Origin of the sequence: Glutamicibacter arilaitensis Re117 (assembly GCF_000197735.1) — a bacterium.
Lineage (GTDB): Bacteria > Actinomycetota > Actinomycetes > Actinomycetales > Micrococcaceae > Glutamicibacter > Glutamicibacter arilaitensis.
On the sequence record NC_014550.1, the window covers coordinates 2,747,115 to 2,770,816 of the forward strand.

A 23,702-nucleotide genomic window follows, 5' to 3' on the forward strand; every position below is an offset into this window, starting at 1 on the left:
AGCTCACATAATGTTATTACCTAATGATCGTTCGGTAAATAATTCGGCGAAGGAAGACGATGAGCGAAACGCAAGTAGGGAATACGGTCCCACACGCCATTCTCCACAATGACTACGCGACCCAGTGGATGGGAATCGAAGTCGTCGAGGTCTCCGATGGGCACGCAGTCATCACGATGACGCTGCGCCAGGAAATGCTCAACGGCTTTGGTATTGGCCACGGTGGCATGATCTTCGCTTTAGCAGACACGGCATTTGCGTTGACCTGCAATCCGCAGGATGGCTCCGATGAGACCATCACGGTCGCTTCGGGCGCTGACGTCAACTTCCTCAAGCCAGCAATTCCCGGACGAGTGCTGACCGCCACCGGCAACCGAGTCTCGCAGCAAGGACGCAGCGGGATCTATGACATCACGGTGACCCAGCCAGCGGCCGACGGCTCAATTGAAACCGTGGCGCAGTTCCGCGGACGTTCGCGCACGGTCCCAAAGCCTCAAAGCCGCTAAGCACCCAGCCCACTCCACACGAAAGTTTCAGCATGTCTCAGAACACCGACCGCGACAGCCTTCCGAATCCGCTTGATCCAGAAGAGAGCATGAGCCGCGAGCAGATCGAAGCGATCCAGCTGACCCGCCTGAAGGAAACGCTGCACCATGCTTATAACAACGTGCCGTACTACACGGCGAAGTACGATGCCGCTGGGGTGCACCCGGATGATCTGAAAGAACTGGCCGATCTGGCCAAGTTCCCGTTCACCGACAAAGAAGACCTGCGCAAGAACTACCCCTTCGGCATGTTCGCGGTACCGCAGCATGAGATCGCCCGCATCCATGCCTCCTCTGGCACCACCGGGCAGCCGACCGTGGTCGGCTACACCAAGCAGGACTTGGAAGACTGGGCCAAGCTCGGCGCCCGCTGCCTGCGCATGGCCGGCGTGAAGCCAGGCTGGAAGGTACACAACGCCTACGGCTACGGCCTGTTCACCGGCGGCCTCGGTGCCCACGCGGCAGCTGAATACCTCGGTGCCACCGTCATTCCGATGTCCGGCGGACAGACCGACAAGCAGATTTCCCTGATCCAGGACTTCGAGCCGGATGCTATCTTGTGCACCCCGACCTACCTGCTGACCATTGGCGATGCCATGCAGCGCAAGGGCCTGGACCCTCGTGCCACCTCGCTGAAGGTTGCCGTGCTCGGCGCGGAACCGTGGACCGAGGAAATGCGCCACGAGCTGGAAGAGATGTTCAACATCACCGCTTGCGACATCTACGGCCTGTCCGAAGTCATGGGCCCTGGCGTGGCTGGCGAGAACGGCGAACGCAAGGACGGCAGCCACATCTGGGAAGACCACTTCCGCCCAGAAATCATTGACGCCTTCGACGAGACCAAGGTGCTGCCGGACGGCGAACACGGCGAGCTGGTCTTCACCTCGCTGACCAAGCAGGCACTGCCAATCATCCGCTACCGCACCCATGATCTGACCCGCCTGATGCCAGGTACCTCCCGCCCAGGTCACCGTCGCATGGGCCGGATCACCGGACGCAGCGATGACATGATCATCCTGCGCGGGGTGAACCTGTTCCCAAGCCAGATCGAGGAATTGATCCTGAAGGTGCCATCGCTTTCGCCGCACTTCCAGCTCATCCTTTCCCGTCCAGACCGCATGGACCAGCTGGCAGTGAAGGTGGAGCGCCGCATGGATGCCTCATCCGGGGACGCCGCCAACGGGGCCAAGGAGCTGGCCAAGCTGATCAAGATCCACGTCGGTTCTTCCTGCGCCATCGACGTGGTCGAGCCAGAATCCTTGGAGCGTTCCTTGGGCAAGCTCAAGCGCATCTTTGATCTGCGCAACAGCTAACCCAGTGAGCACATGGGATAATCGATAAATCATGGAAACTACCGATATTGTGAACCGTCCGGCCAAGCGTGGCCGCCCCGGGTACGACCAGGAAACCGTATTGCGCATTGCCGTAGAGGCATTCAACGAATACGGCTACGACGCGACCTCCATGGGCAAGCTCGCTGACCGGCTGGGTATCAGCAAGTCCGCGATTTACCACCACGTCCCTTCCAAAGAGGACCTGCTGCGTCTGGCGTTGGATGAAGCGCTCATTCCCCTGGAAGCGGTGATCGCCGAGGTCCGCTCCCATGAGGGCAGCGCCGATGAGCGTTTGGAATTCTTCTTGCGCGCTACCTTCCGGATCCTGTTGGCCAAGCGTTCCTACGTGACACTGCTGCTGCGCTTGCGCGGCAACACCGAACTGGAACGCCAAGCTCTTCAGCGCCGACGTGCGATGGACCGCCAGCTCGCTGAGCTGGTCACCGCAGCCCAATCCGACGGCAAGCTGCGCGCGGACTTGGAACCGCGGGCCACGGCCAGGTTGCTGTTCGGCCTGATCAACTCTGTAGTGGATTGGTACCGCGCTGACGGTCCGATTAACGGACCAGAATTGGAAGACCAAGCCATTTCATTGCTCTTCAACGGATTGCACACCACAGCGGCTTAATCGCTGGATTGCATCTTGCGCTGGCTCCCACCTGATCGGTGGGAGTCAGCGTCGTTTAAGCGTGCCACAGGGCAAGCGGCAATGTGGCGTATGCCTCCTTGTAATCTTGTCTTCCTCACAGAAATCACCGTTAGCATCGAAGGGGTGCCTCGTGCACCTGTCGTTGCCAATCGATCGAGTGAAGAGCACCGTGGATTCCTTCTTAGAAACCCTGTTCATGGCTACTGCAGACAGCGGTAGTTCCTATGTCCAGATCCTGCTGTCAGCCGCTAGCATGCTGCTAGTTTTCGTCTCCGCAATCCTTCTTGCGCACCGCAATGATTTGGGTTGGTGGACGCTGATCCTCTCGGTTTTCGTAGGACCCATGATCTCCGCATTGCAGTATGACCTGCTGGGCCTGATCTACGCGATCCCGTTGCTGCTCCTGCCGATTTTCGGCCTATGGCGTTTTTCGCAGTTCAAGCTCAACGGCAAGTTCACTCGCGAAGTGACCAAGACCCCGGTCACCCTCTGGTCTGCCGTGGGCATGGTTGTCGGCTTGATCCTGCTGGTGGCCTTGCGCTTCGGCCCCTTCCTCTTCAACTCCGGCTTCTTGACCGCCACCCCGGAAGTCTGGGTGATGTATTTCGCTGACGCCGCCATTTTCGCTTCCTTCGTCATGATTGCGCGCGGCGTTCGCGAAGGCTGGCTGCTGCTGGCTGTGGCAGCTATCGCGGACCTGGTGGTGTACTTCTTGATTTCGCCAATGCTGGGCATGCTTGGCCTCTACGTCTTCATCGCCCTGGCCGCCGCGTACGGCTACTTTCTGTGGCGTGGCCTCCCTGCCCAGGCTGCCGAGCCGGTGCAGGTCGAGCTGGACGAGGAAGAGCTGGCCTTGCAAAAAGCCAAGCAGGCAACCTTGGACGAGCTGAATGCCAAAACCGAAAAGTAGCTGAACCTAGAATGATCCCGCCCCAGTGTGAACTGGGGCGGGATCATTTTTTTGTGGCTAATTGCGCCAGCTGTCGTTCAGGTTCAGGGAACCGTCCGCATTCACGGTCGCGATGCGGTTGGCCCCTGATTCCCACGTGGCATTGCCGCTCTGGTCGTACTTGACGTACTTGTATTCGAACTGCGTTCCTGCCGGAAGGTCCACCGTTCCGCTCCAGCTCGGGTAGCTGGCAGCTGATAGCTGTGGCGCCTTGGCCGGATCCCAGCTGCCTAGTTCCGGCTGGTTGCCGACGATGCGGATGTTCTGCCCCATGACGGTTTGGGCGGTGACCGCGACGCTGACATCAGCGGTGTCCTCGACCGGATCCGGCGTTCCTGATCCGCCATCGGATACGCCACCGATGTGCAGGGCCAAGGCACCGTAGGCAGGCAGTGTCGCGGTGAACTTGCCGTCGGCGCCCACAGTGATGGTCTTCGAGCAATCGCCTCCGGACACCACGTCACAATAGGTGCCACCGGCCAGCGAGCTGGTGTATTCGCGGGTGGTTGCCGCCGAGGTGTTGTTGATGGCTACGAAGCCCTTATTGCCGCGGCCGTATGCGATCTGGTTGCCGCCATCGTCCCACCAATTGCTGACAGCCGCGTCGCCGACGGCGTTGTTGAAGCCCACCATTCCGGTGATTTCATCTTGCCGCTGTTCGCAGGTCCAGGCGGAGGAGTCGCAGTCGGCATTGGGTACCGATGCGTCACTGGCGCCCGGAGCGCCTGCATCCTTGTCGGTGAACGCGAATCCGGAATACACGGTGGGTGACCCGTAGGGCCAGGACAGCATGAAAACATTGCCCAGCAGGTACTTGGCGCCCCACTTGTAGTTCATGGATTCGCCGTTGCGTTCGGTGTCGTGGTTGGTGACAAAAACCCCGGCCCGGTCACTGGTGAGCTTGCCGTCGCCGATGAAGCGCAAGTTGGCGATTTGCGCGTCGAAATCATGCTTGAGCTGTCGCGAGTAGTCGAATTCGTGCGAGTCGCCGCTGCCGAGGTACTCGCTTTCCTGGATCGGTTCACCCGACGCCCCGATCACCTCGTGCACCCAGTACACGCCGGGGTTCTTCATCTTGGATTTGATGCCTTCGAGGTCCGTTGCGGGCATGTGCTTCGAGGCATCGATGCGGAATCCGGATACCCCAAGCGAGACGAGGTCATCGAGATAGTCGGCGATGTTTTGCTGGACGTAGCTGCTGGAGGTTTTCAGATCCTGCAAGCCCACGAGGCGGCAGTGCTGCACTTGCCAGCGGTCGGCATAGTTGGTGATGTTGGTGCGGCAATCGTTGAAGTCCTGGGCCGAATACTCTGGGAAGTTGTCATCGGAGAAAGCCGAGCCTGCGGTTCCAGTACCGGTCTGCCCGGCTCCGGTCATGTGATTGACCACGGCGTCTGCGATCACTTTCACGCCTGCGTCGTTGCAGCTTTTGACCATGGCGGAGAATTCCTCGCGGTTGCCCAGTTTCGAGTCCACCTTGTAGCTCACCGGCTGGTATGAGGTCCACCATGCAGTGCCGCGCAGGTGCTCAGCTGGAGGCGAGACCTGGACGTAGCCATATCCTGCTGGGCCGATGCTGGACTCGCATTCCTGGGCTACCGAATTCCAGTTCCATTGGAACAGGTTGAGGATGACATCCTTGCCGTCGTTGGATGGGGTGGCGGCTTGGGCGGGTGCTGCGAACAACGGTGCGGCGAGCAGGGCGAGCGAGGCGCCGAGTGCTGCCACCGGCTTCACCGTCCTGGCTCCGTGCCGGCGTTGTGTTGATTTGGCGCGTGATGGCAAAAGTTCCACAGAAAAACTCCTTATGTTGTGATGATCGGGCTGCGATAGCTCGACGCGACAGCGTCGGGATCGCTCAACCACACGTTCCCCATCAACGTATGACCTGCGACACAACTGTAAGCGTTTTCTTAGCTCTCTCCAATGAGTAAATTTCTGTAAATACATTAAACCCGCGAAACTGTCCGCATAAATTGCCCTAAAATTTTTTCACTCCGCGTCAAATCTTGCCAAAATTGGAAACGCTTTCATAGATATCCGGCAAAGCTGTCCTGGCTCCGAGCACGCAAAAGGGTGGATGCCGTGGTTGACGGCATCCACCCTTGCTGAAGTTGCGTTTTAGCCTTCGAAGTTGGCGTAGGTGAGGTTTTCTTTCTCCACCAAGGTCAAGACATCGTAGGTCGCGACAATCTCATCATTCTGGTTGTGCAAGATCGCATCCCATGCGACCTCGCCATATTCATCGGTGACTCGCGGCGTGATTTTCTTGGCCGTCAGGGTCACGCGGATTGAATCTCCGGCAGCCACCGGGGTGATGAAGCGCAGGGATTCCAATCCGTAGTTGGCTAACACTGGCCCCGGCGCTGGCTCTACGAAGAGGCCGGCAGCCCACGACACGAGCAGGTACCCGTGGGCGACGATTCCCGGGAAGAACGGGTTCGCTTCGGCTGCCTTTGCATCGGTGTGGGCGTAGAAGGTGTCGCCAGTTTTCTTGGCGAATTCGCTGATCTCTTCAAGGTTCACTACGCGCAGATCAGAGGCGAAGCCATCGCCTACTTGCAGCTCGGCCAGCGACTTGCGGAACGGGTGCGTATATTGCTCCTGGCCGCCGAACTTTTCGCATCCGGCCAGGCGCTGTTCAGCACCGGCATGCCAGACGCCGCTGAGCGCAGTGAGCATATTCGGCGAGCCCTGAACGGCAGTGCGCTGCATATGGTGCTTCACTGATCGGATTCCGCCCAGCTCCTCGCCGCCGCCGGCGCGCCCTGGGCCACCATGGACCAGGTGTGGCACTGGTGAACCGTGACCGGTCGTTGATCGCGCGGTTTCCCGGTTCAGGATGTGCACGCGGCCATGGTGGGCGGCGATTCCCAGGGCCAGTGAACGCACGGTGTCGGTGTCATTGCTGCACACGGTGGCTACCAGCGACCCTGCACCCATGGCGGCCAGCCGCACGGCTTCGTCAAGATTGTCGTAGCCGATGACGGAGCTGACCGGTCCGAACGCCTCGCGGGAGTGCACAAGCGGGTTGCGGGCATCGGCCCATCGCAGAACCACCGGAGACATGAAGGCACCGAATTCGGCCACGGCGTCGCGTTCTGGCGCCACGCGTACGGCTGGGGCATCCAGGCGGCCAAAGGCCAGCTCTCCACCAGCGTCAATCATGTCCTGCACTGCAGCACGCACATCAGCCAGCTGTTCCAGGGAAGCCAAGGCACCCATGGTCACGCCCTCGACGCGGGGGTCGCCAATGACAACCCGCTGCTCGATTCGCTGGCCGATGGCGGCAATGACCGGTTCTACCAGATGGGAAGGCACGATATTGCGGCGGATCGCGGTGCATTTCTGGCCGGCCTTGGAGGTCATCTCGGTGACGACGACCTTGACGAAGGCCTCGAATTCCGCTGTTCCCTCCTCTGCATCAGGGCCGAGGATGGCCGCGTTCAGGGAGTCGGTTTCTGCTGCGAAGCGCACTCCCCCGTCGATGACATTTGGATGGGACTTCAGCTTGCTGGCCGTGGCGGCCGAGCCGGTGAAGGCGAACATGTCACGGTAGTCGAGGTGGTCCATCAGGTCGCGGGCTGATCCCGAGAGAAGCTGCAGGGACCCTTCGGGAAGGATGCCTGATTCGAGCATCATCCTCACGGCTGCCTCGGTGAGGTACCCCGTTGGAGTCGCTGGCTTGACGATGGTGGGAACACCAGCGATAAACGCCGGGGCAAACTTTTCGAGCATGCCCCATACCGGGAAGTTGAACGCGTTGACCTGCACAACGACACCACTCATTGCGGTGTAGATATGCGTGCCGATAAAAGAGCCGTCCTTGCTCAGCGGTTCCGTTGGCCCGTCCAGGATGACATTGCTATTGGGAAGTTCACGGCGGCCCTTGGATGAGAATGTGAACAGAACACCGATTCCGCCATCGATATCCACCATGGAATCGATTTTGGTGGCCCCGGTCTTGAAGGAAATCTCGTAAAGGTCTTTGCGTCGCTCGTTCAGATACAGCGCGAGTTCCTTGAGCTTGAGTGCGCGCTCATGCAAGGAGAGCTTGGCCAGCTCCTGATGCCCGGTGCCACGGCCATAGTCCACCGCCGCTGCAACATCCAGCTTGTCATTGGTGACAGTGGCTAGAAGTTCTCCGGTGTTGGCGTCGCGGACTTCTGTTCCGCCCTCGGACTGCGGGGTCCGCCATTCTCCGGCGATAAAGCTGGGTACCACGCTGATCTGTTTTGTCGACATCGACATAATTCCTTCCTGAACGGTCGGTCAGTATTAACCTTAACCTTACCAGCAAGAGCGTGACCGGGAACACCTCAAATTGTTGTTCGCGAGAATTCTCCACCCCGCCCGCTACTCAGGAATTCCGTGCGAGATCACTCAGGTGATCGAGCCCCTCCTCGCTCATGCCCTGGGACAGCAGATAGGAGCGGGCCGTACCAAGCCATGCACAGAATTCCGACAGGGCCGTGGCTCTTTCTTGAATGATTTCCCGCAGCTCTTCTTCACCCCGATAGCTCTCGTAGGGATGCTTTCGCGGCGAGACACGACGCCATTCATTGATACCCCGCACCGCCAGCTCATCATGGACGAGAATCTGATCCCGGGAACCTGCGAGATCCAGCAGTATGGTGGCAATCAAGCCGGAGCGGTCGCGGCCTGCCGAACAGTGGATCACGGTTGACCCTTGGGAGTTCGCCAAATTCTCGAAGACTGCACGCAGTTGGTCGCCGAATTCTTCGCACACCAACCTGTACATGGCGGTGTGATTCATATATGGCACGGCAATCGATTCGAACCTCGGATTGCCGGGCGTCTCCAGCGGCAGGTTCACCAGTTCAATGCCGGAGAACGCTGCCTGGGGTACGGCGGGGTCATGCTCCCGCCGGCGGATCTCGTTGGGGTTGCGCAGGTCCACGACTTTGCTGACTCCGCCCTCGTGCATTTGCTGCCAGCCCCGGGCACTAAGCCACTCGTGGCGACCCATTCGATAAAAGGCTCCGCAAATATGCCGCGCATTCACGGATCCTTCCCATTCCAGATCTCCGCTTTGCTTTTGATAGTTCAGGCCCTGGCTCATTTACCCATTGCAACATATTGATTCTCTGTTGTAGAGTTCTACTCATTGGCAACTGCCAATCAGTCTATTGAAGGAGGGGTAACGATGATTGCCTACCGCCGTTCCCGGTCATTGATCTCTTTTTCTAAGGACTTATCCCCATGCATTTTCCTGCTGGAGAACCAACCACCAGCTCACAGGTAACCTCGTCCAACTTCGCTGACGCAGATACCAAACTCAAATTCCGCAGGCACAAGCCCGTATGGAACGAATCATCCTCGGATGAGCCACCGGCTGGCCAGCGCTACTCCACCTGGCCGTTTATCGAAAAGGGCATGCGCGGGCCGCAACCATACCCGCTATGGCTGATTGAGGACGCCGGTGCCGTAGACACCGAATTAGGCATCCTCAAAACCGGCAAAGAAGGCGACGTCTTCCTGTTGGAACGAGCAACACAGGAGCGCTCAAGCTTACTGGCCGCCAAACGCTATCGCTCCCGCGACCACCTGCAATTCAGCCGTTCGCAAGCTTATAGCGATGGCAGGTCTGCCCGGCGCTCGCGCGATAATCGAGCCATCAGCAACAATTCCGCCTACGGCCGGGACATCGCCGCTTTGCAGTGGGCCAACGCGGAATGGACCTACCTCTTGCGCTGTTACGAAGCCGGCATTTCGGTGCCGTATCCGGTACAGATTGACGGCACCGAAATCCTCATGGAATTCATTGCCGACCCGGACAATTCGCTGGCGGCAGCACCCCGCCTGCAACAGCTTGCGCGCTTTGATCCACGGCTTCCCGCACTATGGGATCAACTCACTGACGCCCTTGAGAAGTTCGCTGGATTGGGCATTGCCCATGGCGACCTGTCCGCCTACAACCTCCTGGTTTCCGGCGAGCGCCTAGTGGTCATCGATGTTCCGCAGTGCGTGGATTTGGCGGGCAATCCGCAAGGCATGGACTTCTTGCACCGCGACTGCGTCAATTTGTGCGAGTGGTTTGATTCCAAGGGACTGTCACATGATCCAGATGAGCTCTTTGCTTCACTGCTAGGACATCTCTTCTAGGATCCAGAGGGACAATGGCCTCCGCCAGTCATTCCTGACCGGCGGAGGCCATTGTCGCTGAAGGTTATATGGCGGGTTTCCTACCAGCTGTAGAAGCCTTGGCCGCTCTTGCGCCCCAGCTTGCCCTCGGCCACCATATCCCTGAGGATCTGCGGTGGAGCAAACCGGTCACCCAAGGTCTCATGGAGGTATTCTGCGATTCCCAGGCGCACATCCAAGCCGACAATGTCGGTGGTTTTCAGCGGTCCGGTCGGGTGCTTGTAACCCAGGACCATGGCATTATCGATGTCTTCGGCGCTGGCTACGCCTTCTTCCACCATGCGCATGGCTTCCAGGGCGATTGCCACGCCCAGGCGCGAAGAAGCGAAGCCCGGAGCGTCATTGACCACCACGGCGGTCTTCCCCAGCGCCTGTACCCAGCTGCGCGATGCATCAACCAGGTTCTTATCAGTCTGCTCGCCGATGACCACCTCGATGAGCGTCGAGGCGGGCACCGGGTTGAAGAAATGAAGCCCGAGGAACTTGCCGGGCCGAGCCAGTTCCTTAGCCAGCCCGCTGACCGACAGGGAGGACGTATTCGAGGCCAGCACGGCCTCGGCGTCCAGCACCTGCTCCACAGCCTGCAGCGAGGAGACCTTCAAATCCCAGATTTCCGGAACTGCCTCGATCACCAATTGAGCGGTGGCGAATTGCTCGTAGTCCGTGCTCACCGAGAAACGCTGCATGAGCTCATCTTTGGATTCGCACACGACGCCGCGCGCGATGGACTTGTCGACGGACTCGGCGACCCTCTCATAGGCAGCCTGCGCAGAGGCCTCATCGCGCTCAACGACAACCACCGTGCTGCCACTGGTCAGCAGGGCGTGGGCGATTCCCGCGCCCATGCGGCCGCCGCCGAGTACTCCGCTGTACTTAGGCAGCTGGCCCATCACAATTTCATTGGTTGCACTCATGGTTACTTCTTCTTTCGATCAAGGAATGCCTGCATGCGTTCAAACTTGGCTTGGGATTCGAACAGCATCCCCTGGGCCAAAGTGTCGATGGCCGGATGGGCTTCACGCGGAGCGTGGAATACCGACTTGGTGATCCGCACAGCCAAGGGATCCTGGGCCGCAATGCGATCAGCCAGCGCCTCAGCCGCCGCATCCAGTTCGCTGGCCGGATGCATTTCCGTGATCAGTCCTGTTTCCAGGCACTGCCGGCCGGTGAGCACCTTGCCAGCCAGGAGGATCTCCTTGGCCATCGGTTCACCCACCAGCTCCTTGAGCCTCCAGGTCGCGCCGGCCGCGGCGATGATGCCGAGGTTGGTTTCGGGATTGCCCATGCGCAGCTCTTCGGTGCCGATGCGGAAGTCCGCGGCGTAGGCCAGTTCTGCTCCCCCGCCCAAAGCAAATCCGTCAAGGGCGGCGATCACGGGCATCGGCAGCTTGGCGACGCGATCGAAGATCCCAGAGTTGATCCCGGCGAGTGCATCATCGCGGCGGCGTTCTCGCAGCTGCGAAATGTCGGCACCGGAAGCAAAGATCCCCTTGCTCCCCTTGGGATTCGCGGCGCTGGGCGCTTGGCTGGCAGTGCCGGCCAAGATCAGGATTTTGGGATTCCTTTCCAGGTAATCGCAGACGGCATGCAGTTCGTCGACCATCGCCTGGTCGATCGCATTGCGCACCTCGGGCCGGTGGAGCCGGACCCATAGTCGATCATCGGTTTCGCTGACCTTGAGGGTCTGGAATTCGCTATCGAGGCTTTCCACTTTAGGCTCCTTCCAGCAAGATGGCCGAGCCTTGACCCACGCCGACGCACATGGTGGCGACCGCCAGCTTGCGCTGCGCTGAGACCAGTTCGCGTTCCATGCGGCCCAGCAGGGTGATCACGATGCGCGAACCGCTGGATCCCAGCGGATGGCCCAATGCGATGGCTCCCCCGTCGCGATTCACGATCTCTTGGTCGACGCCGAGTTCGCGCATGCTGGCCAGCGACTGGCTGGCGAAGGCTTCATTGATCTCCATGGCGCCGATCTGCTCGATGCCCAGCCCGGCACGTTCCAGCACCTTGCGGGTGGCTGGAACTGGGCCCATGCCCATGATTTCCGGCTCCAGGCCGGCGGCCTGGCCATCGACGATGCGGGCGCGCGGGGTCAGCCCGTACTTCTTCAGGGCGCGTTCGGAAACCACCAGGATGGCCGAGGCGCCGTCGTTCAGCGTGGAGGCGTTGCCGGCGGTAACTACGCTGCCGCCCTTGACGACCGGGCGCAGTCCGGACAGCACGTCCATGGTGGTGCCGGGGCGCGGGCCTTCATCGGTGTCCACGATGCTCTCGCCCTTGCGGTGCTTGACGGTCACCGGGACGATTTCATCGACGAAGCGGCCAGCTTCAATGGCGGCGATGGCCTTTTCGTGGGACTGCATGGCGAACTGGTCGCACTCCTCGCGGGAGATGTTGTAGAGGCGGGCGACTTCCTCAGCGGTCTCCGGCATGGAGAAGGTGGCCTTGCCATCACGCGAGTATTCGCCGGAGAGGAACTGCGGGTTGGTGAAGCGCCAGCCGATGGAGGTGTCGAAGGTTGCTCCTGGCTTGGCGAAGGCCTTGGATGGCTTTTCCATCACCCAGGGGGCGCGCGACATGGATTCGGTGCCGCCGGCGATCACGATGTCCGCAGCTCCTGCCTTGATCATATGGCTGGCCATCGTAATGGCGCTCATGCCCGAGGCGCATAGGCGATTGACGGTTATCCCGGGGACTGTCACCGGAAGGCCTGCGAGCAAGGCTGCCATGCGTGCCACGTTGCGGTTCTCTTCGCCGGCGCCGTTGGCGTTTCCGTAGATCACTTCATCCACGTGTGCCGGATCGATCCCTGCGTCTTCAATGACACGGCGGATGGTCACTGCGGCCAGGTCGTCGGGGCGCACAGCACTGAGCGCTCCGCCGTAACGGCCTACCGGCGTACGTGCTCCACCAACGAGAAATGCCTCGGTCATCTGTGCTCCTTATGCCAAAGTGGTAAGTGACTCTCAACACCTAAACTTACCGACCATTCGTTCAATAATAAAGTCGCGGGTCAGCAAATTTTCACAATTGCACTTTTTCAACCCTTGGCCATCCGGGCTGCTCCTGGCTGTTCTAATTGCCTTTTATCCCACGCGGTGTCCAATCGATTCCATGTCAGTGGTTGATATTAGAAATTGATTCGAATACCCTCTGGTACTTAACGGACTCTGGGAAAATCCCAGATCGTGGACCGCGGCCAAGGCGATGAATTACTTCCTGGCCTTGGGACGATCGGTCGACGGAAAGCTGAAAACGACGGAGCAGCGATGCAACCGGAAAATAGCCAGCCAAACGACAACACGAATACCCATAATTTCACTCCAGACCTTGACCATGACATTGGTCCGGACATGAACACCCAAGAAGGCCGGCAAGAAGTACGCAAGGCCACCGCCGCTTCGGCCATGGGTAATATGACAGAATGGTTCGACTACGGTGTCTACGCCGTAGCCGTCACCTATATCACCGCCCACTTCTTCCCCACCGAGGGCGGCACCTTCATGGCTCTGGCCACCTTCGCCCTCTCCTTCCTGGTCCGCCCGATTGGCGGCCTGGTCTGGGGCCCACTGGGCGACAAGCTGGGACGCAAGAAGATTTTGGCGTTGACCATTATCTTGATGTCCCTGGCCACCTTCCTCATCGGCGTACTGCCGACCTTTGAAACCATTGGCATCGCCGCACCAATTCTGCTGGTGCTGCTGCGCATGGTCCAGGGCTTCTCCACCGGCGGCGAATACGGCGGTGCGGCCACGTTCATGGCAGAATATGCGCCGGACCGCAAGCGCGGATTCTTCGGCTCATTCTTGGAATTCGGCACCTTGGGCGGTTTCGCCTTGGGTACGGCCGTGATGCTTGGCCTGCAAGTGATGCTCAGCGAAGAAGCCATGATGGCTTATGGCTGGCGTATTCCATTCTTCCTCGCATTGCCAATGGGCCTGATCGGCCTGTACCTGCGTAGCAAGCTGGAGGACACCCCTGTCTTCCAGGAGATCGAAGCAGCCGGCGAAGCCCAGCAGGGCGGTTCGCTCAAGGAACTGGTAATGACCTACTGGCGCCCGATGCTGACCATGACCGGTCTGGTCATCGCACTGAACGTCGTGAACTACACGCTGCTCAGCTACATGCCTACCTATCTGGAAACCCAGCTGGGATTGGATCCCAACGCTTCGCTGGCCACCATCTTGATTGGTGAGGTAGCGATGATGGCGGTCATTCCATTTGCCGGCTCGCTCTCTGACCGGGTCGGGCGAAAACCAATGTGGTACGCCTCGGTGATCGGCTTGTTCGTGCTGGCGCTGCCAATGTTCTGGCTGATGGGCCAGTCCTTCGCCTTGGCCATTGTCGGCTTCGCAGTACTGGGCCTGCTCTATATTCCACAGCTAGCCACGATTACCGCAACCTTCCCGGCCATGTTCCCTTCCCATGTGCGTTTCGCAGGCTTTGCCATCACCTACAACATCGCTACGGCGATCTTCGGTGGCACCGCAGCCATGGTCAACGAGGCAGCGATCAATGCCACCGGCTTCCTGCTCTTCCCAGCCATCTACATGATGGCAGCATGTGTCATTGGTGCGATCGCCATCAAGTTCATGCCGGAAACCGCAGGTGCTTCGCTGCGCGGCACCGAGATCCCCGATGCATTGGACACCGGCATCCTCGCTGCAGTGAAGCAGGATGAAACCCGAACCTCCTAAGCACTCGAACACAACACCCAAGGGGCGCATCTGCATTATGCAGATGCGCCCCTTGGCTGTTTCAGGCGAGTTGGTTCCCCGCTTAGAAATTGGTGCTCGATTTGGCATGCTTGCGGGCGAAACGCCAGCCGATCCACAGCACCACGGCAAACAGCGGAATCGTGGCGATGGTGTAGAGCCCTACCGGGAAGACCTCACCATTTTCTCCGGTCAGGGTATCGAAGGAAATCAGCACGGTGATGATCAGCAAGCTGACCAGGCCAACCCAACCAGTAACCGGAGAGCCTGGCATGGGCAGTGACGACACCGCGCCCTTCTTGCGGCGCAGCATCAGCTGGCAGCCGAAGATCGAAGCCCAGGTGAACAGCACGCCGATGGAGGCGGTGTTCAACGCAAGGTCGAAGGCGAAGGATTCACCAAGCCAGATGTTCAAGATGACCCCGGCCAGGTAAACCACGCCCACGGTAATGATGCCGGCGGAAGGAACAAAATGCTTGTTCATTTTCGACAGCCACTGCGGAGCATGCCCGTTCCCGCTCATGGTGCGCAGAATGCGTCCAATGGAGTACAACCCGGAATTGCATGAAGACAGCGCGGCGGTGATGACCACCAAGTTCATCGCACTGCCAACCCAGCCCAGCCCCATCTTCTCGAAGACAGTCACAAACGGGCTCACCCCGGATTCGTATTCATGCCAGGGCAGCACCATGGCCAACAGCGAAACACTGCCTACGTAGAAGACCAGGATGCGGACTACTACGGCGCGGATCGCAGAGGGAACTTCCTTTTCTGGGTTCTCCATCTCACCGGCGGCAATACCCACCAGTTCAATGGCGTTGTAGGCGAAGATCACCGAGTTCAGCACCAGGATGCTGACAAAGAAGCCGCGAGGGAACAAGCCACCTTGGCCATTCTCGTCTCCGATAAAGAGATTGGAAACCGATGCTGTGTGCTCCCCTACCTGCGCATTGGTCACCACCATGTAGATGCCCACCGCCAGGAACAAGATAATCGCGGTGACCTTGATGCACGCTGCCCAGAATTCAAATTCGGCAAAGGCCTTGGCGCTGAACAGGTTAATTGCCACCAGCAGCAGCAACGCGCAGAACGCCGAAACGGTGACCGGCATATTCGGGAAGAAGTATTGGAAGTACAAGCCAATCGCTATCAGCTCCGCAATGCCGGTCATGATCCAATTCAGCACGTACATCCAGCCGGAAACGAAAGCGCCCTTGGGACCGAAGAGCTCAGCCGCGTAGGAGACAAAGGATCCGGAGGTCTGCCGATACATGATCAGCTCTCCCAACGCCCGCATCAGCAGGTAGGCCAGTGCACCGGCTACCAGATAGGACAGCACCAGGGCCGGACCGGTGGATGCCAACCGGCCACCGGAGCCCATGAACAATCCCACACCAATGGCTCCGCCAATGGCGATCATCTGGACGTGGCGACGACTCAGGGATTTCTTATAACCCTCTGCGCTGATTTCTGCATCTTCCCGGTGATGCACTCCAGATGGCATAGATGAACTCCTGACTCACTGGTCCAGAGGCTGAACCGGTACAAAAATCGTGAAATGAATCCCGTGATCCAAAAGGCGGGCTGAAGCGTGGCGGCGGAAATATCGCGCCCATTTGCGTCTTAAGCCGTGAAAAGTCTACGCCTGCTTTCTTAGAGTTCGGCACGAAACCGACTAGCATGCATAGGGTGAGTAGCCTGAATAATTCCGTTTTGCCCAAGAAGGTCTCTGATGTCTTCGATCCACAGCGCTGGCGCTTGGTTGAAGGCTTCGACTTCACCGACATTACCTACCACCGCCAGGTGGAGCGTGACGCCCAGGGAAACATCGTGCGAGACCTGCCTACCGTGCGCATCGCTTTCGACCGCCCAGAGGTGCGCAATGCCTTCCGCCCGCACACCGTAGATGAGCTCTACCGGGCCATGGACCATGCACGGATGACCAGCGATGTCGCTACCGTGATCTTGACCGGCAACGGTCCATCGGATAAAGACGGCGGACATGCCTTCTGCTCCGGTGGGGACCAGCGCATTCGCGGCCGCGACGGCTACCGCTATGCCGAGGGCGAGACCCGCGAGTCCATCGACCCGGCCCGTGCCGGACGCCTGCACATCTTGGAAGTCCAGCGCCTGATGCGCACCATGCCCAAGGTCGTGCTGTGCGTGGTCAACGGCTGGGCCGCCGGCGGCGGGCATTCGCTGCACGTGGTCTCAGACCTGACCATCGCCTCGAAGCAGAACGGCAAGTTCAAGCAGACCGACGCAACCGTCGGCTCCTTCGACGCAGGCTACGGTTCAGCCTTGCTGGCCCGCCAGGTAGGGCAGAAGACCGCTCGCGAGATCTTCTTCCTGGCCCGCGAATACTCGGCCGACGACATGGTCCGCATGGGTGCGGTCAACGAATCGGTGGAGCACGGGCGCCTGGAAGAAGTGGCATTGGAATACGCGGCAGATATTGCCCGCCAGTCGCCACAGGCCATCCGCATGCTGAAGTTCGCCTTCAACCTGGCCGATGACGGCTTGGCCGGGCAGCAGGTCTTCGCCGGTGAAGCCACCCGCATGGCCTACATGACCGATGAAGCAGTGGAAGGACGCGACGCGTTCTTGGGCAAGCGCGACCCTGACTGGTCCAACTACCCTTACTACTTCTAAATCGTCGGCGAAGGAACGAGAACCGGATATGGACGCACAACTAGCAGAACTGCTGGCAGCCTTGGCCGACGCGGCCAACGACGAGGGCCCGGCCGTTGAGGTATTGGCCGATGAGTCCAGCCCCCGCGGCTGGCGCATCCAGTACCTTGCGGCCTCGGACCTGCCGGGCTTCGAGCAGCCCATGGCAGTGGTGCGCACCTCCGGTTCCACCGGCCGGGCCAAGCGCACGGTGCTCAGCGTCTCGGCGCTGGCATCCAGTGCGCAGGCCACGGCCGAGTTCCTCGGCTTTGAAGGCCAGTGGCTGCTGGCCTTGCCGGTGCACTATGTCGCCGGCTTGAGCGTGCTGACCCGTTCCTTGTTCGCTGGCACCAAGCCGGTGGTGATGGACACGACCGGCAGCTTCTCGGCCACCGCCTTCACCGCGGCAGCCAATGAAATGATCGACACACGCCGGATCACCTCGCTGGTGCCCACCCAGCTTGCCCGGCTGCTGGATCAGCCCAGCGCGCAGACCTTGCAGGCGCTGAAGCGTTTTGACGCGATCCTGCTTGGCGGTGCGCGGGCCAGCAAGGATCTGCTGGTCTCAGCCCGCCATCATGGGCTGAAGATTTTCCAAACCTACGGTTCGTCGGAAACCTCCGGCGGATTGGTCTACAACGGCGCGGCCCTGCCCGGGGTCACCCTGGCAGAACATGATGGACGCATCTGGGTCGCCGGGCCGATGCTGGCCGATGGCTATGCCAATGCGCCCGAGGCTACGGCCGAGCATTTCGTCGAACGCGATGGAACCCGCTGGTACCTCACCGATGATTTGGGCACCGTTGACGGTGCGCGGCTGAAAATCATTGGACGCATCGACGATGTGATCAATTCCGGAGGCGTCAAGCTCTCAGCATCGAAAATTGAAGGGCTGCTCGAAGAATTCTTCTCCCAAACCCTGGTGGTTCCGGTGCCCGATACGCAATGGGGCCAAAGCGTCGGCTTGGCTTATTCCGGGCCGACAAGCACCACCGAGGCCTTCGATGCGGTGCGCCGGACCTTGGGCAAGGAAGCGGTCCCCAAGCACGTGCGGCACTACCCCCAGGGCTTGCCGCAGCTGCCTAATGGCAAGTTCAACCGGCAACAAGTCATCGAGGAACTAGGCATCCGCGACTAGCCTCGATTCGCCTTGCACGCCTAATCGCGGGAAACTAGAGGGTACGAGTTTTTATTTGCCCTTGAAAGGACAGAAAGTGGCCACACTTTCCCAGTGGGTTTCTGGAGCGCGCTTGCGCACCTTGCCTATCGTCATTGCCCCGGTTGTCATTGGCACCGCGGCTGCGCTCGGTGAAGCAGAAACCGTTCATTGGTTCCGTTTCGTCTTGGCCCTGCTGGTGGGCCTGCTGCTGCAGGTAGGGGTGAACTATTCCAACGACTACTCCGATGGCATCCGCGGCACCGATGATGAACGCGTGGGCCCGCTGCGCCTGACCGGTTCCAAGCTCACCGCACCGAAGAACGTACGCAACGCCGCCTTCGGCTGCTTCGGCCTGGCCGCGATCTGCGGGCTGGTTCTGGTTGTGCTCTCCTCGGCGTGGCCGCTGCTGCTGGTTGGAGTTGCCGCGATCTTCGCTGCCTGGGGCTACACCGGCGGCAAGAACCCTTACGGCTACCGTGGCCTGGGCGATATCTATGTCTTCATCTTCTTCGGCTTGGTTGCCACCTTGGGCACCACTTACACCCAGATCAACCAGCTGACCTTCACGTCCCTGTGGGGAGCTATCGGCACCGGCCTGATTGGCTGCGCGCTGCTGATGGCCAACAACGTCCGGGACATACCCACTGATAAAGAGGTCGGGAAGATCACCCTGGCGGTCCGCCTGGGTGAACACAATGCCCGCCTGAGCTACGTGCTGATGCTGGCCCTGGCCATCTTGCTGCCGTTGCTGGCCACCGGTAATTTCCCATGGATGTGGCTGATCCTGATCACCTTCATCCCTGCGGTGGCTCCATCGCTGCTGATGCTGCGTGAGCAGAAGCTGTCCAACCTGGTGCTGGTGCTCAAGCAGACCGGCATCGTGAACATGGTGTACGCCCTGCTCTTCGCCTTGGCTATCGTCATCGAGGTTTTCGCTTAGCCGCCGTCGAACACTGCGCAAAAAGGCCTTGGGCTGGCCGGATCATCTGATCCGGCCAGCCCAAGGCCTTTAAAAGTTCATCCCGCCAGAGCTGCTGGCGTGGGTACAGTTCGTGGCAAATCCGCGCACGGCAAGTTAGTTGGCCTGCGGACCGTGCTTGCGCTGGGATTCGTCGAATTCATCTTCAACGGCTTCATCAGCCAGCTGCATCTTGGTCTTGTTCGCCGAGGTCTTATTGAAGGCCTTGCGGACGTCTTCGTTCGCTTGTAGACGAAGTTTGTTGAAGAAAAGATAGGCCACCGCGAAGGCCACGATCAGGCCGATAATTCCGGAAACGAAGATTGGCCACTTCAGACCCATCCAGAGGCCGGCGAAAACGGCGAGGAAAATGCCCAAACGGATAACGGTATATTTCACAAACTGCATAGTCTCAAGTCTACCGATGAACCTGTGAACAGGAATATCACTAGAATGGAGGCATGGTCCGCATTTTAATTTTCGCCGCAGTGGTTTCGGTTGCTTTGATGATCTACACCTTGATCGAATGCGCACGCGCTGATAACCGCAGCGTTCGTTCGCTGTCTAAGCCTGCGTGGTTCGCGGTCATCATTCTCCTTCCGCTGATCGGAGCCGGATTGTGGTTCATTTTGGGCCGTCCGGTTGCCGCCCAAGCTGCCACGGCGACCAAGTCCATGGCTCCAGATGATGACGAGGATTTCCTTCGCCAGCTTGAGGTCTGGCGTCGACAGCAGCAACGTGAAGCCGAGGCGGCTGCACGTGAGCAAGAACTCAAAGATGGCGAGCAGAAGCCGAAGCCTGAAACGAAGCGTCCAGCCAAGCCTGAGGCCACCGAGCCCACTGCAGACCCTGAACGCAAGAACAAGTCCGAGGGCACCGAGAACGGCGCCGCGGACACCGAGACACCCTAGCTTCTTCTAAGCATCCAGCCTGTAGCCCAGCAGCGCAGCACAGCGCCTGCTGGGCTTTGCTGTACCCCGGGTGCAGCCGTCAGACCGTCCATGCGCTGCGCAGCGCTCCAGGCGGTGCACAAGGGCCGTTAACGCACGCAGCGAGCGTTTCCCCAAGGAAGGGGAAACGCTCGCTGCGTGCGGGGTTGAACTGGCTTAGACGCCGGCGTAGGAGTGCAGGCCGTCGAAGAAAATGTTCACGATGGTGAAGTTGAAGATCACGCACAGGAAGCCGATGATCGACAACCAGGCCGAACGCGGGCCGGTCCATCCACCGGTGGCGCGGGCGTGCAGGTAGCCTGCGTAGACCACCCAGATCACGAAGGACCAGACTTCTTTCGGATCCCAGCCCCAGTAGCGGCTCCACGCGGCTTCAGCCCAGATGGCGCCGGCAATCACGGTGAAGGTCCACATCACGAAGCCGATGGTGTTGATGCGGTAGGCGAAGTTCTCCAGTGCACCGGCACCTGGCACCACGCGCATGAATGGCAGCTTGTCGCTCTGGCCGGCAGCCAGGCGGTTCATGCGGGCGTGCTGCACCAGCTGCAGCACATTCATGGCGAAGCTGATGGCAAACAGTGCCGAGGCCAGCACGGCGATGGATACGTGGATGACGATCCATGGCGACTGCAGGGCTGGAACCAGGTGGCCAACTGGAGTTGGGAAGCCGATGGTCGCACCGCACAGCATCAAGGTCACCAGGCCGGAGATGAACGAGCCCAGGAAGCGCAGATCCTTGAAGAACAGCACAATCAGGAAGACGAAGGCCACCACGAAAGCACCGGTGGAAAGGAACTCGTACATGTTGCCCCATGGCACACGGTTTGCGGCCACCGCACGGGCAATGACGGCCCCGCCGTGCAGGACTGCTGCCAGCCACATCAGCACCACGGCGATGCGCGCGGTGGGGCGCTTGGCCGAGAACTGCGTGTATTCCATCTTGTCGGTCACGATGTGCTCACCGACGTTATCTGCACGCTGCACAGCGGTGCGACGTGAACGCCCCTTGCCACCCACTGCGCTGCTGCCCACGCTGACCAGCAGTTCCTCATCACGCTTGAGCGCTTCGGAATCCATTTCGCTGATGGACTTGTTGGTCTTGGCCAGGTCCAAAGCGAAAATGATGAAGACTACGCCATAGACCATGGCGGCCAGCAGCATGAACAGCTGACTGTATTCACCCAGCGTTTCATTGATGGGCGCTAAGGCCCCGGCGTTACCCATTTACTGCTCCTTGGTTCTGCTCCTGGCTGGCCAGTGGCCAAGCCTTGTCGAAGATCTTTTGTAGTTCTGCAGCTTCGCGTTCCAGGCGTGGATCTTCACCACGTGCCAGCATTGCATATTCGATAGTACGCTTGCCGTTTTCATGCTTCAGCTTTACCCAAACGCGGCGACGCGGGGTGAACAGCGAGACTGCCAAGCCAATCAGTGCCAGACCGGAGAAAATGCCGATTGGCAGCTTTCCCGGGTCGTAGTTGATGTCCAGCGCAACGTAGCGCTTCAGGTCGTCAAAGGTGATCGATCCCTTGCCGTTTGGCAGTTCGTAGGTCTGCCCGGCTTCGAGGATGATGCCGCCGGCATCCAGATCACGGCTGTTGAGCGGATCCATCTTGTCGGTGTCCAGTACGAACACGTTCTGCGGATTTCCATCGTCCAAGCCGAGGTCTCCGAAGTAGGAGTTCAGGTGAAGCTGCGGGTTGATGGCATTGGGATCCCCAGAGATGCCGAATCCGTTTTCATCCACCAGCGCGGTGGGAAGCAGGAAGCCTTGGAAGCCCAGCTGCGAAGGTTCAGCATCTGGCACTTTCAAGACGAACATCGAGGTATAGACCGAATCCTGGGGAATCGAGACCGCTGGACCGGAATAGGAAACATTTCCTTTGCCATCCTTGACGGTGATCACCGGTGCGTAGCCATTGCCGACCAGGTACACATCGCCTCCGCTGATACGCAGCGGGTGGTTGACCTTCAGGTCGTCCTCTTCAGGCTGAGCATCAGCAGAGTCGCGCACGGTGACGTGGGCGGTGAAGTCCAGCGGCTGGCCGAAGTGGCTTTCGGATTCGCGGTCGAAGATGATGTCGAATTTATCCAGGGTCACCGCGAAAGGCGGCAGGTTATCGGCGTTGAATCCGGTGCCTGGGGTGAAGGAGTCGTAGCTGACCAGCGAGTTGACGAAGGTTTCTCCCTCGACCACCACGCGCTGGCCGGTGTAGCCATAGGCTCCGCCGATGGCGGCCGAAGCGAGCACTCCCATCAGGGAAATGTGGAAGACAAGGTTACCGATTTCCCGGGTGTAGCCGCGTTCGGCGGCAACCGATTCACCGGTTGCATCACTGCGTCGTTCCACGCGGTAGCCGCGCTTCTTCAGGATCTTGAAGGAATCCTCAATGACCTGCGTATCGGTTGGGGTGTCCGTTTCGCCTTCAAGAATTTCGTGCGATTCGTACTGCGGCAGGCGTTCAAGCCGAGCAGGGGTGCGTGGCGGCGGCGTGCGCAGTGCCTTGGCATGCTTCTTCACACGCGGGACGACGCAGCCAATGAGCGAGATGAACAGCAGGATGTAGATCGCGGAGAACCACACCGAGGAGTACACCTCGAACATCTGGAATCGATCCAGCCATGGGCCAGCGACGGTGTGCTGTTCCAGGTACTGGGCGACAGATTCAGGGTTTGCATCGCGCTGCGGGAAAATGGAGCCGGGTACCGCAGCGACCGCGAGCAGCAACAGCAAGAACAATGCTGTTGGCATCGATGTCAGCTGGGTCCAGATCCAGCGCAGGGAGCCGACGAATCCCAAGGCAGGCGCGTCACCGCTCCCCTTGGACTTCCGTTGTTGTTTCGCCATTAAATTGGCAACCTCACTTCATTGGCAAACCAGTTTTGCAGTTCTGCGACCCACGTACCCCACAGGCCGGTCACCATGACCACGCCCAGGGCAATGAGTAGCGCCCCGCCCAAACGCATAATGAAAAGTTGATGCTTGCGGAAGAATCCCAGTGCCTGCATGCCGCGTTGCATTCCCATCCCGATCAGGATGAAGGGCAATCCCAGGCCCAGGCAGTAGAACACCGTCAGCAGGGTTCCGCGTCCAACGTTGGCATCCACGCCAGTGGACATGATCAATACCGCGCTCAAGGTCGGTCCGATGCACGGTGCCCAGCCCAGCCCGAAGGTCAAGCCCAGTACCGGGGCTCCCCACAATCCTGCTGGTGGGCGCTTGTGGATCTTGCGATCGCGCTGCATCCAGGAGAAGCCGCCCATGAACACGATGCCCATGAAGACCACCACCAGGCCCAATGCCTGAGTGACCCAAGAGCCGTTGAATTTCAGCCATGCGGTGGCCTGGCTGAAGAGCACTCCGGCGGCGATGAACACCACGGAGAATCCCAAGACGAACAGCAATACGCCCAGAACCACGCGGCCACGGCGGTGTTCCTTCAGATCCGCGCCGGTCAGCCCGGTGACATAGCCGAGATAGCCCGGCACCAGCGGTAGTACGCAGGGCGAAAGGAAGGAGACCAATCCGGCCAGCAATGCCACCGGGGCGGCAAGGAGCAACGACCCGTCCAGGACGATGTCGGCGAATGGATTAGTGGTCACTGATC

Annotated in this window: 21 protein-coding genes; 10 read left to right on the forward strand and 11 right to left on the reverse strand. The window is 59.7% G+C overall.

Annotated elements, in window-relative coordinates; genetic code table 11:
- The first annotated feature begins 59 nt into the window (after nucleotides 1–59).
- From paaI to AARI_RS13205, 4 genes are all read left to right on the forward strand, one after another.
- The gene (gene paaI / locus AARI_RS13190; protein ID WP_013349777.1) at nucleotides 60–506 is read left to right on the forward strand and encodes a hydroxyphenylacetyl-CoA thioesterase PaaI; all 447 of its coding nucleotides are present in this window, start codon (nucleotides 60–62) and stop codon (nucleotides 504–506) included.
- Between the two features lie 32 nt (nucleotides 507–538).
- Entirely contained in the window at nucleotides 539–1,858 is a 1,320-nt protein-coding gene (locus tag AARI_RS13195) for a phenylacetate--CoA ligase family protein (RefSeq protein ID WP_013349778.1), read from the forward strand.
- A gap of 31 nt (nucleotides 1,859–1,889) precedes the next feature.
- A complete protein-coding gene (locus AARI_RS13200; protein ID WP_013349779.1) occupies nucleotides 1,890–2,507 on the forward strand; it encodes a TetR/AcrR family transcriptional regulator in 618 nt (205 codons plus the stop codon).
- Between the two features lie 151 nt (nucleotides 2,508–2,658).
- Nucleotides 2,659–3,438 (forward strand): nicotinamide mononucleotide transporter family protein, encoded by a 780-nt coding sequence (locus tag AARI_RS13205; RefSeq protein WP_013349780.1) that lies wholly within the window; start codon nucleotides 2,659–2,661, stop codon nucleotides 3,436–3,438.
- A 57-nt stretch (nucleotides 3,439–3,495) separates the two neighbouring features.
- Here AARI_RS13205 and AARI_RS13210 read toward each other — a convergent pair whose 3' ends face one another.
- The 3 genes from AARI_RS13210 to AARI_RS13220 form a co-directional block, all read right to left on the reverse strand.
- Nucleotides 3,496–5,271 (reverse strand): carbohydrate-binding module family 20 domain-containing protein, encoded by a 1,776-nt coding sequence (locus tag AARI_RS13210; protein WP_231849387.1) that lies wholly within the window; start codon nucleotides 5,269–5,271, stop codon nucleotides 3,496–3,498.
- 327 nt (nucleotides 5,272–5,598) lie between these two features.
- Nucleotides 5,599–7,722, reverse strand: coding sequence for a phenylacetic acid degradation bifunctional protein PaaZ (gene paaZ, locus AARI_RS13215; protein ID WP_013349782.1), 2,124 nt, complete (start codon nucleotides 7,720–7,722; stop codon nucleotides 5,599–5,601).
- A gap of 115 nt (nucleotides 7,723–7,837) precedes the next feature.
- Entirely contained in the window at nucleotides 7,838–8,560 is a 723-nt protein-coding gene (locus AARI_RS13220; RefSeq protein ID WP_013349783.1) for a tyrosine-protein phosphatase, read from the reverse strand.
- A gap of 140 nt (nucleotides 8,561–8,700) precedes the next feature.
- Here AARI_RS13220 and AARI_RS13225 point away from each other — a divergent pair, with 140 nt between their 5' ends.
- Entirely contained in the window at nucleotides 8,701–9,603 is a 903-nt protein-coding gene (locus AARI_RS13225) for a serine protein kinase RIO (RefSeq protein WP_013349784.1), read from the forward strand.
- Nucleotides 9,604–9,683: 80 nt separating this feature from the next.
- Here AARI_RS13225 and AARI_RS13230 read toward each other — a convergent pair whose 3' ends face one another.
- The 3 genes from AARI_RS13230 to AARI_RS13240 are packed head-to-tail and all read right to left on the reverse strand — an operon-like array spanning nucleotide 9,684 to nucleotide 12,578.
- A complete protein-coding gene (locus AARI_RS13230; protein WP_013349785.1) occupies nucleotides 9,684–10,556 on the reverse strand; it encodes a 3-hydroxyacyl-CoA dehydrogenase family protein in 873 nt (290 codons plus the stop codon).
- A gap of 2 nt (nucleotides 10,557–10,558) precedes the next feature.
- Nucleotides 10,559–11,353 (reverse strand): enoyl-CoA hydratase/isomerase family protein, encoded by a 795-nt coding sequence (locus tag AARI_RS13235; RefSeq protein WP_013349786.1) that lies wholly within the window; start codon nucleotides 11,351–11,353, stop codon nucleotides 10,559–10,561.
- 1 nt (nucleotide 11,354) lies between these two features.
- Nucleotides 11,355–12,578: a thiolase family protein gene (locus AARI_RS13240; protein WP_013349787.1), complete on the reverse strand. Its 1,224-nt coding sequence runs from the start codon at nucleotides 12,576–12,578 to the stop codon at nucleotides 11,355–11,357.
- Nucleotides 12,579–12,914: 336 nt separating this feature from the next.
- Here AARI_RS13240 and AARI_RS13245 point away from each other — a divergent pair, with 336 nt between their 5' ends.
- Complete coding sequence (locus tag AARI_RS13245) at nucleotides 12,915–14,342, forward strand: MFS transporter (protein WP_013349788.1); 1,428 nt, start codon at nucleotides 12,915–12,917, stop codon at nucleotides 14,340–14,342.
- Between the two features lie 82 nt (nucleotides 14,343–14,424).
- On the opposite strand, the gene AARI_RS13250 is transcribed toward AARI_RS13245, so the two are convergent.
- Nucleotides 14,425–15,864: an amino acid permease gene (locus tag AARI_RS13250; protein ID WP_013349789.1), complete on the reverse strand. Its 1,440-nt coding sequence runs from the start codon at nucleotides 15,862–15,864 to the stop codon at nucleotides 14,425–14,427.
- A gap of 176 nt (nucleotides 15,865–16,040) precedes the next feature.
- On the opposite strand from AARI_RS13250, the gene AARI_RS13255 reads away from it, so the two are divergent.
- From AARI_RS13255 to AARI_RS13265, 3 genes are all read left to right on the forward strand, one after another.
- Nucleotides 16,041–17,012, forward strand: coding sequence for a 1,4-dihydroxy-2-naphthoyl-CoA synthase (locus AARI_RS13255; RefSeq protein ID WP_404813035.1), 972 nt, complete (start codon nucleotides 16,041–16,043; stop codon nucleotides 17,010–17,012).
- Between the two features lie 28 nt (nucleotides 17,013–17,040).
- Nucleotides 17,041–18,168 carry an AMP-binding protein gene (locus tag AARI_RS13260; protein WP_013349791.1) on the forward strand — a complete coding sequence of 376 codons (1,128 nt, stop codon included), beginning with the start codon at nucleotides 17,041–17,043 and terminating at the stop codon, nucleotides 18,166–18,168.
- A gap of 76 nt (nucleotides 18,169–18,244) precedes the next feature.
- Nucleotides 18,245–19,129: a 1,4-dihydroxy-2-naphthoate polyprenyltransferase gene (locus AARI_RS13265; RefSeq protein WP_013349792.1), complete on the forward strand. Its 885-nt coding sequence runs from the start codon at nucleotides 18,245–18,247 to the stop codon at nucleotides 19,127–19,129.
- Nucleotides 19,130–19,264: 135 nt separating this feature from the next.
- Here AARI_RS13265 and AARI_RS13270 read toward each other — a convergent pair whose 3' ends face one another.
- Nucleotides 19,265–19,555 (reverse strand): DUF4229 domain-containing protein, encoded by a 291-nt coding sequence (locus tag AARI_RS13270; RefSeq protein ID WP_013349793.1) that lies wholly within the window; start codon nucleotides 19,553–19,555, stop codon nucleotides 19,265–19,267.
- A 53-nt stretch (nucleotides 19,556–19,608) separates the two neighbouring features.
- Here AARI_RS13270 and AARI_RS13275 point away from each other — a divergent pair, with 53 nt between their 5' ends.
- Complete coding sequence (locus tag AARI_RS13275) at nucleotides 19,609–20,058, forward strand: PLD nuclease N-terminal domain-containing protein (RefSeq protein ID WP_013349794.1); 450 nt, start codon at nucleotides 19,609–19,611, stop codon at nucleotides 20,056–20,058.
- A gap of 195 nt (nucleotides 20,059–20,253) precedes the next feature.
- On the opposite strand, the gene ccsB is transcribed toward AARI_RS13275, so the two are convergent.
- From ccsB to AARI_RS13290, 3 genes are read right to left on the reverse strand one after another with little or no spacing between them, the layout of a single operon-like run.
- On the reverse strand, nucleotides 20,254–21,321 hold the full coding sequence (gene ccsB / locus AARI_RS13280) for a c-type cytochrome biogenesis protein CcsB (protein WP_013349795.1): 1,068 nt from the start codon (nucleotides 21,319–21,321) through the stop codon (nucleotides 20,254–20,256).
- A complete protein-coding gene (gene resB / locus AARI_RS13285; RefSeq protein ID WP_013349796.1) occupies nucleotides 21,314–22,942 on the reverse strand; it encodes a cytochrome c biogenesis protein ResB in 1,629 nt (542 codons plus the stop codon). The genes ccsB and resB overlap by 8 nt, the downstream gene beginning before the upstream one ends.
- Nucleotides 22,942–23,697, reverse strand: coding sequence for a cytochrome c biogenesis CcdA family protein (locus AARI_RS13290; RefSeq protein ID WP_013349797.1), 756 nt, complete (start codon nucleotides 23,695–23,697; stop codon nucleotides 22,942–22,944). Before AARI_RS13290 ends, resB begins: the two co-directional genes overlap by 1 nt.
- Between the last annotated feature and the right edge of the window lie 5 nt (nucleotides 23,698–23,702).

Bases quoted from the DNA above. Each gene is read 5' to 3' on its own strand.
- paaI (WP_013349777.1), top strand. From the start codon at position 60: ATGAGCGAAACGCAAGTAGGGAATACGGTCCCACACGCCATTCTCCAC.
- AARI_RS13195 (WP_013349778.1), top strand. From the start codon at position 539: ATGTCTCAGAACACCGACCGCGACAGCCTTCCGAATCCGCTTGATCCA.
- AARI_RS13200 (WP_013349779.1), top strand. From the start codon at position 1,890: ATGGAAACTACCGATATTGTGAACCGTCCGGCCAAGCGTGGCCGCCCC.
- paaZ (WP_013349782.1), bottom strand. From the start codon at position 7,722: ATGTCGACAAAACAGATCAGCGTGGTACCCAGCTTTATCGCCGGAGAA.
- AARI_RS13220 (WP_013349783.1), bottom strand. From the start codon at position 8,560: ATGAGCCAGGGCCTGAACTATCAAAAGCAAAGCGGAGATCTGGAATGG.
- AARI_RS13225 (WP_013349784.1), top strand. From the start codon at position 8,701: ATGCATTTTCCTGCTGGAGAACCAACCACCAGCTCACAGGTAACCTCG.
- AARI_RS13230 (WP_013349785.1), bottom strand. From the start codon at position 10,556: ATGAGTGCAACCAATGAAATTGTGATGGGCCAGCTGCCTAAGTACAGC.
- AARI_RS13240 (WP_013349787.1), bottom strand. From the start codon at position 12,578: ATGACCGAGGCATTTCTCGTTGGTGGAGCACGTACGCCGGTAGGCCGT.
- AARI_RS13245 (WP_013349788.1), top strand. From the start codon at position 12,915: ATGCAACCGGAAAATAGCCAGCCAAACGACAACACGAATACCCATAAT.
- AARI_RS13250 (WP_013349789.1), bottom strand. From the start codon at position 15,864: ATGCCATCTGGAGTGCATCACCGGGAAGATGCAGAAATCAGCGCAGAG.
- AARI_RS13255 (WP_404813035.1), top strand. From the start codon at position 16,041: ATGCATAGGGTGAGTAGCCTGAATAATTCCGTTTTGCCCAAGAAGGTC.
- AARI_RS13260 (WP_013349791.1), top strand. From the start codon at position 17,041: ATGGACGCACAACTAGCAGAACTGCTGGCAGCCTTGGCCGACGCGGCC.
- AARI_RS13270 (WP_013349793.1), bottom strand. From the start codon at position 19,555: ATGCAGTTTGTGAAATATACCGTTATCCGTTTGGGCATTTTCCTCGCC.
- AARI_RS13275 (WP_013349794.1), top strand. From the start codon at position 19,609: ATGGTCCGCATTTTAATTTTCGCCGCAGTGGTTTCGGTTGCTTTGATG.
- ccsB (WP_013349795.1), bottom strand. From the start codon at position 21,321: ATGGGTAACGCCGGGGCCTTAGCGCCCATCAATGAAACGCTGGGTGAA.
- resB (WP_013349796.1), bottom strand. From the start codon at position 22,942: ATGGCGAAACAACAACGGAAGTCCAAGGGGAGCGGTGACGCGCCTGCC.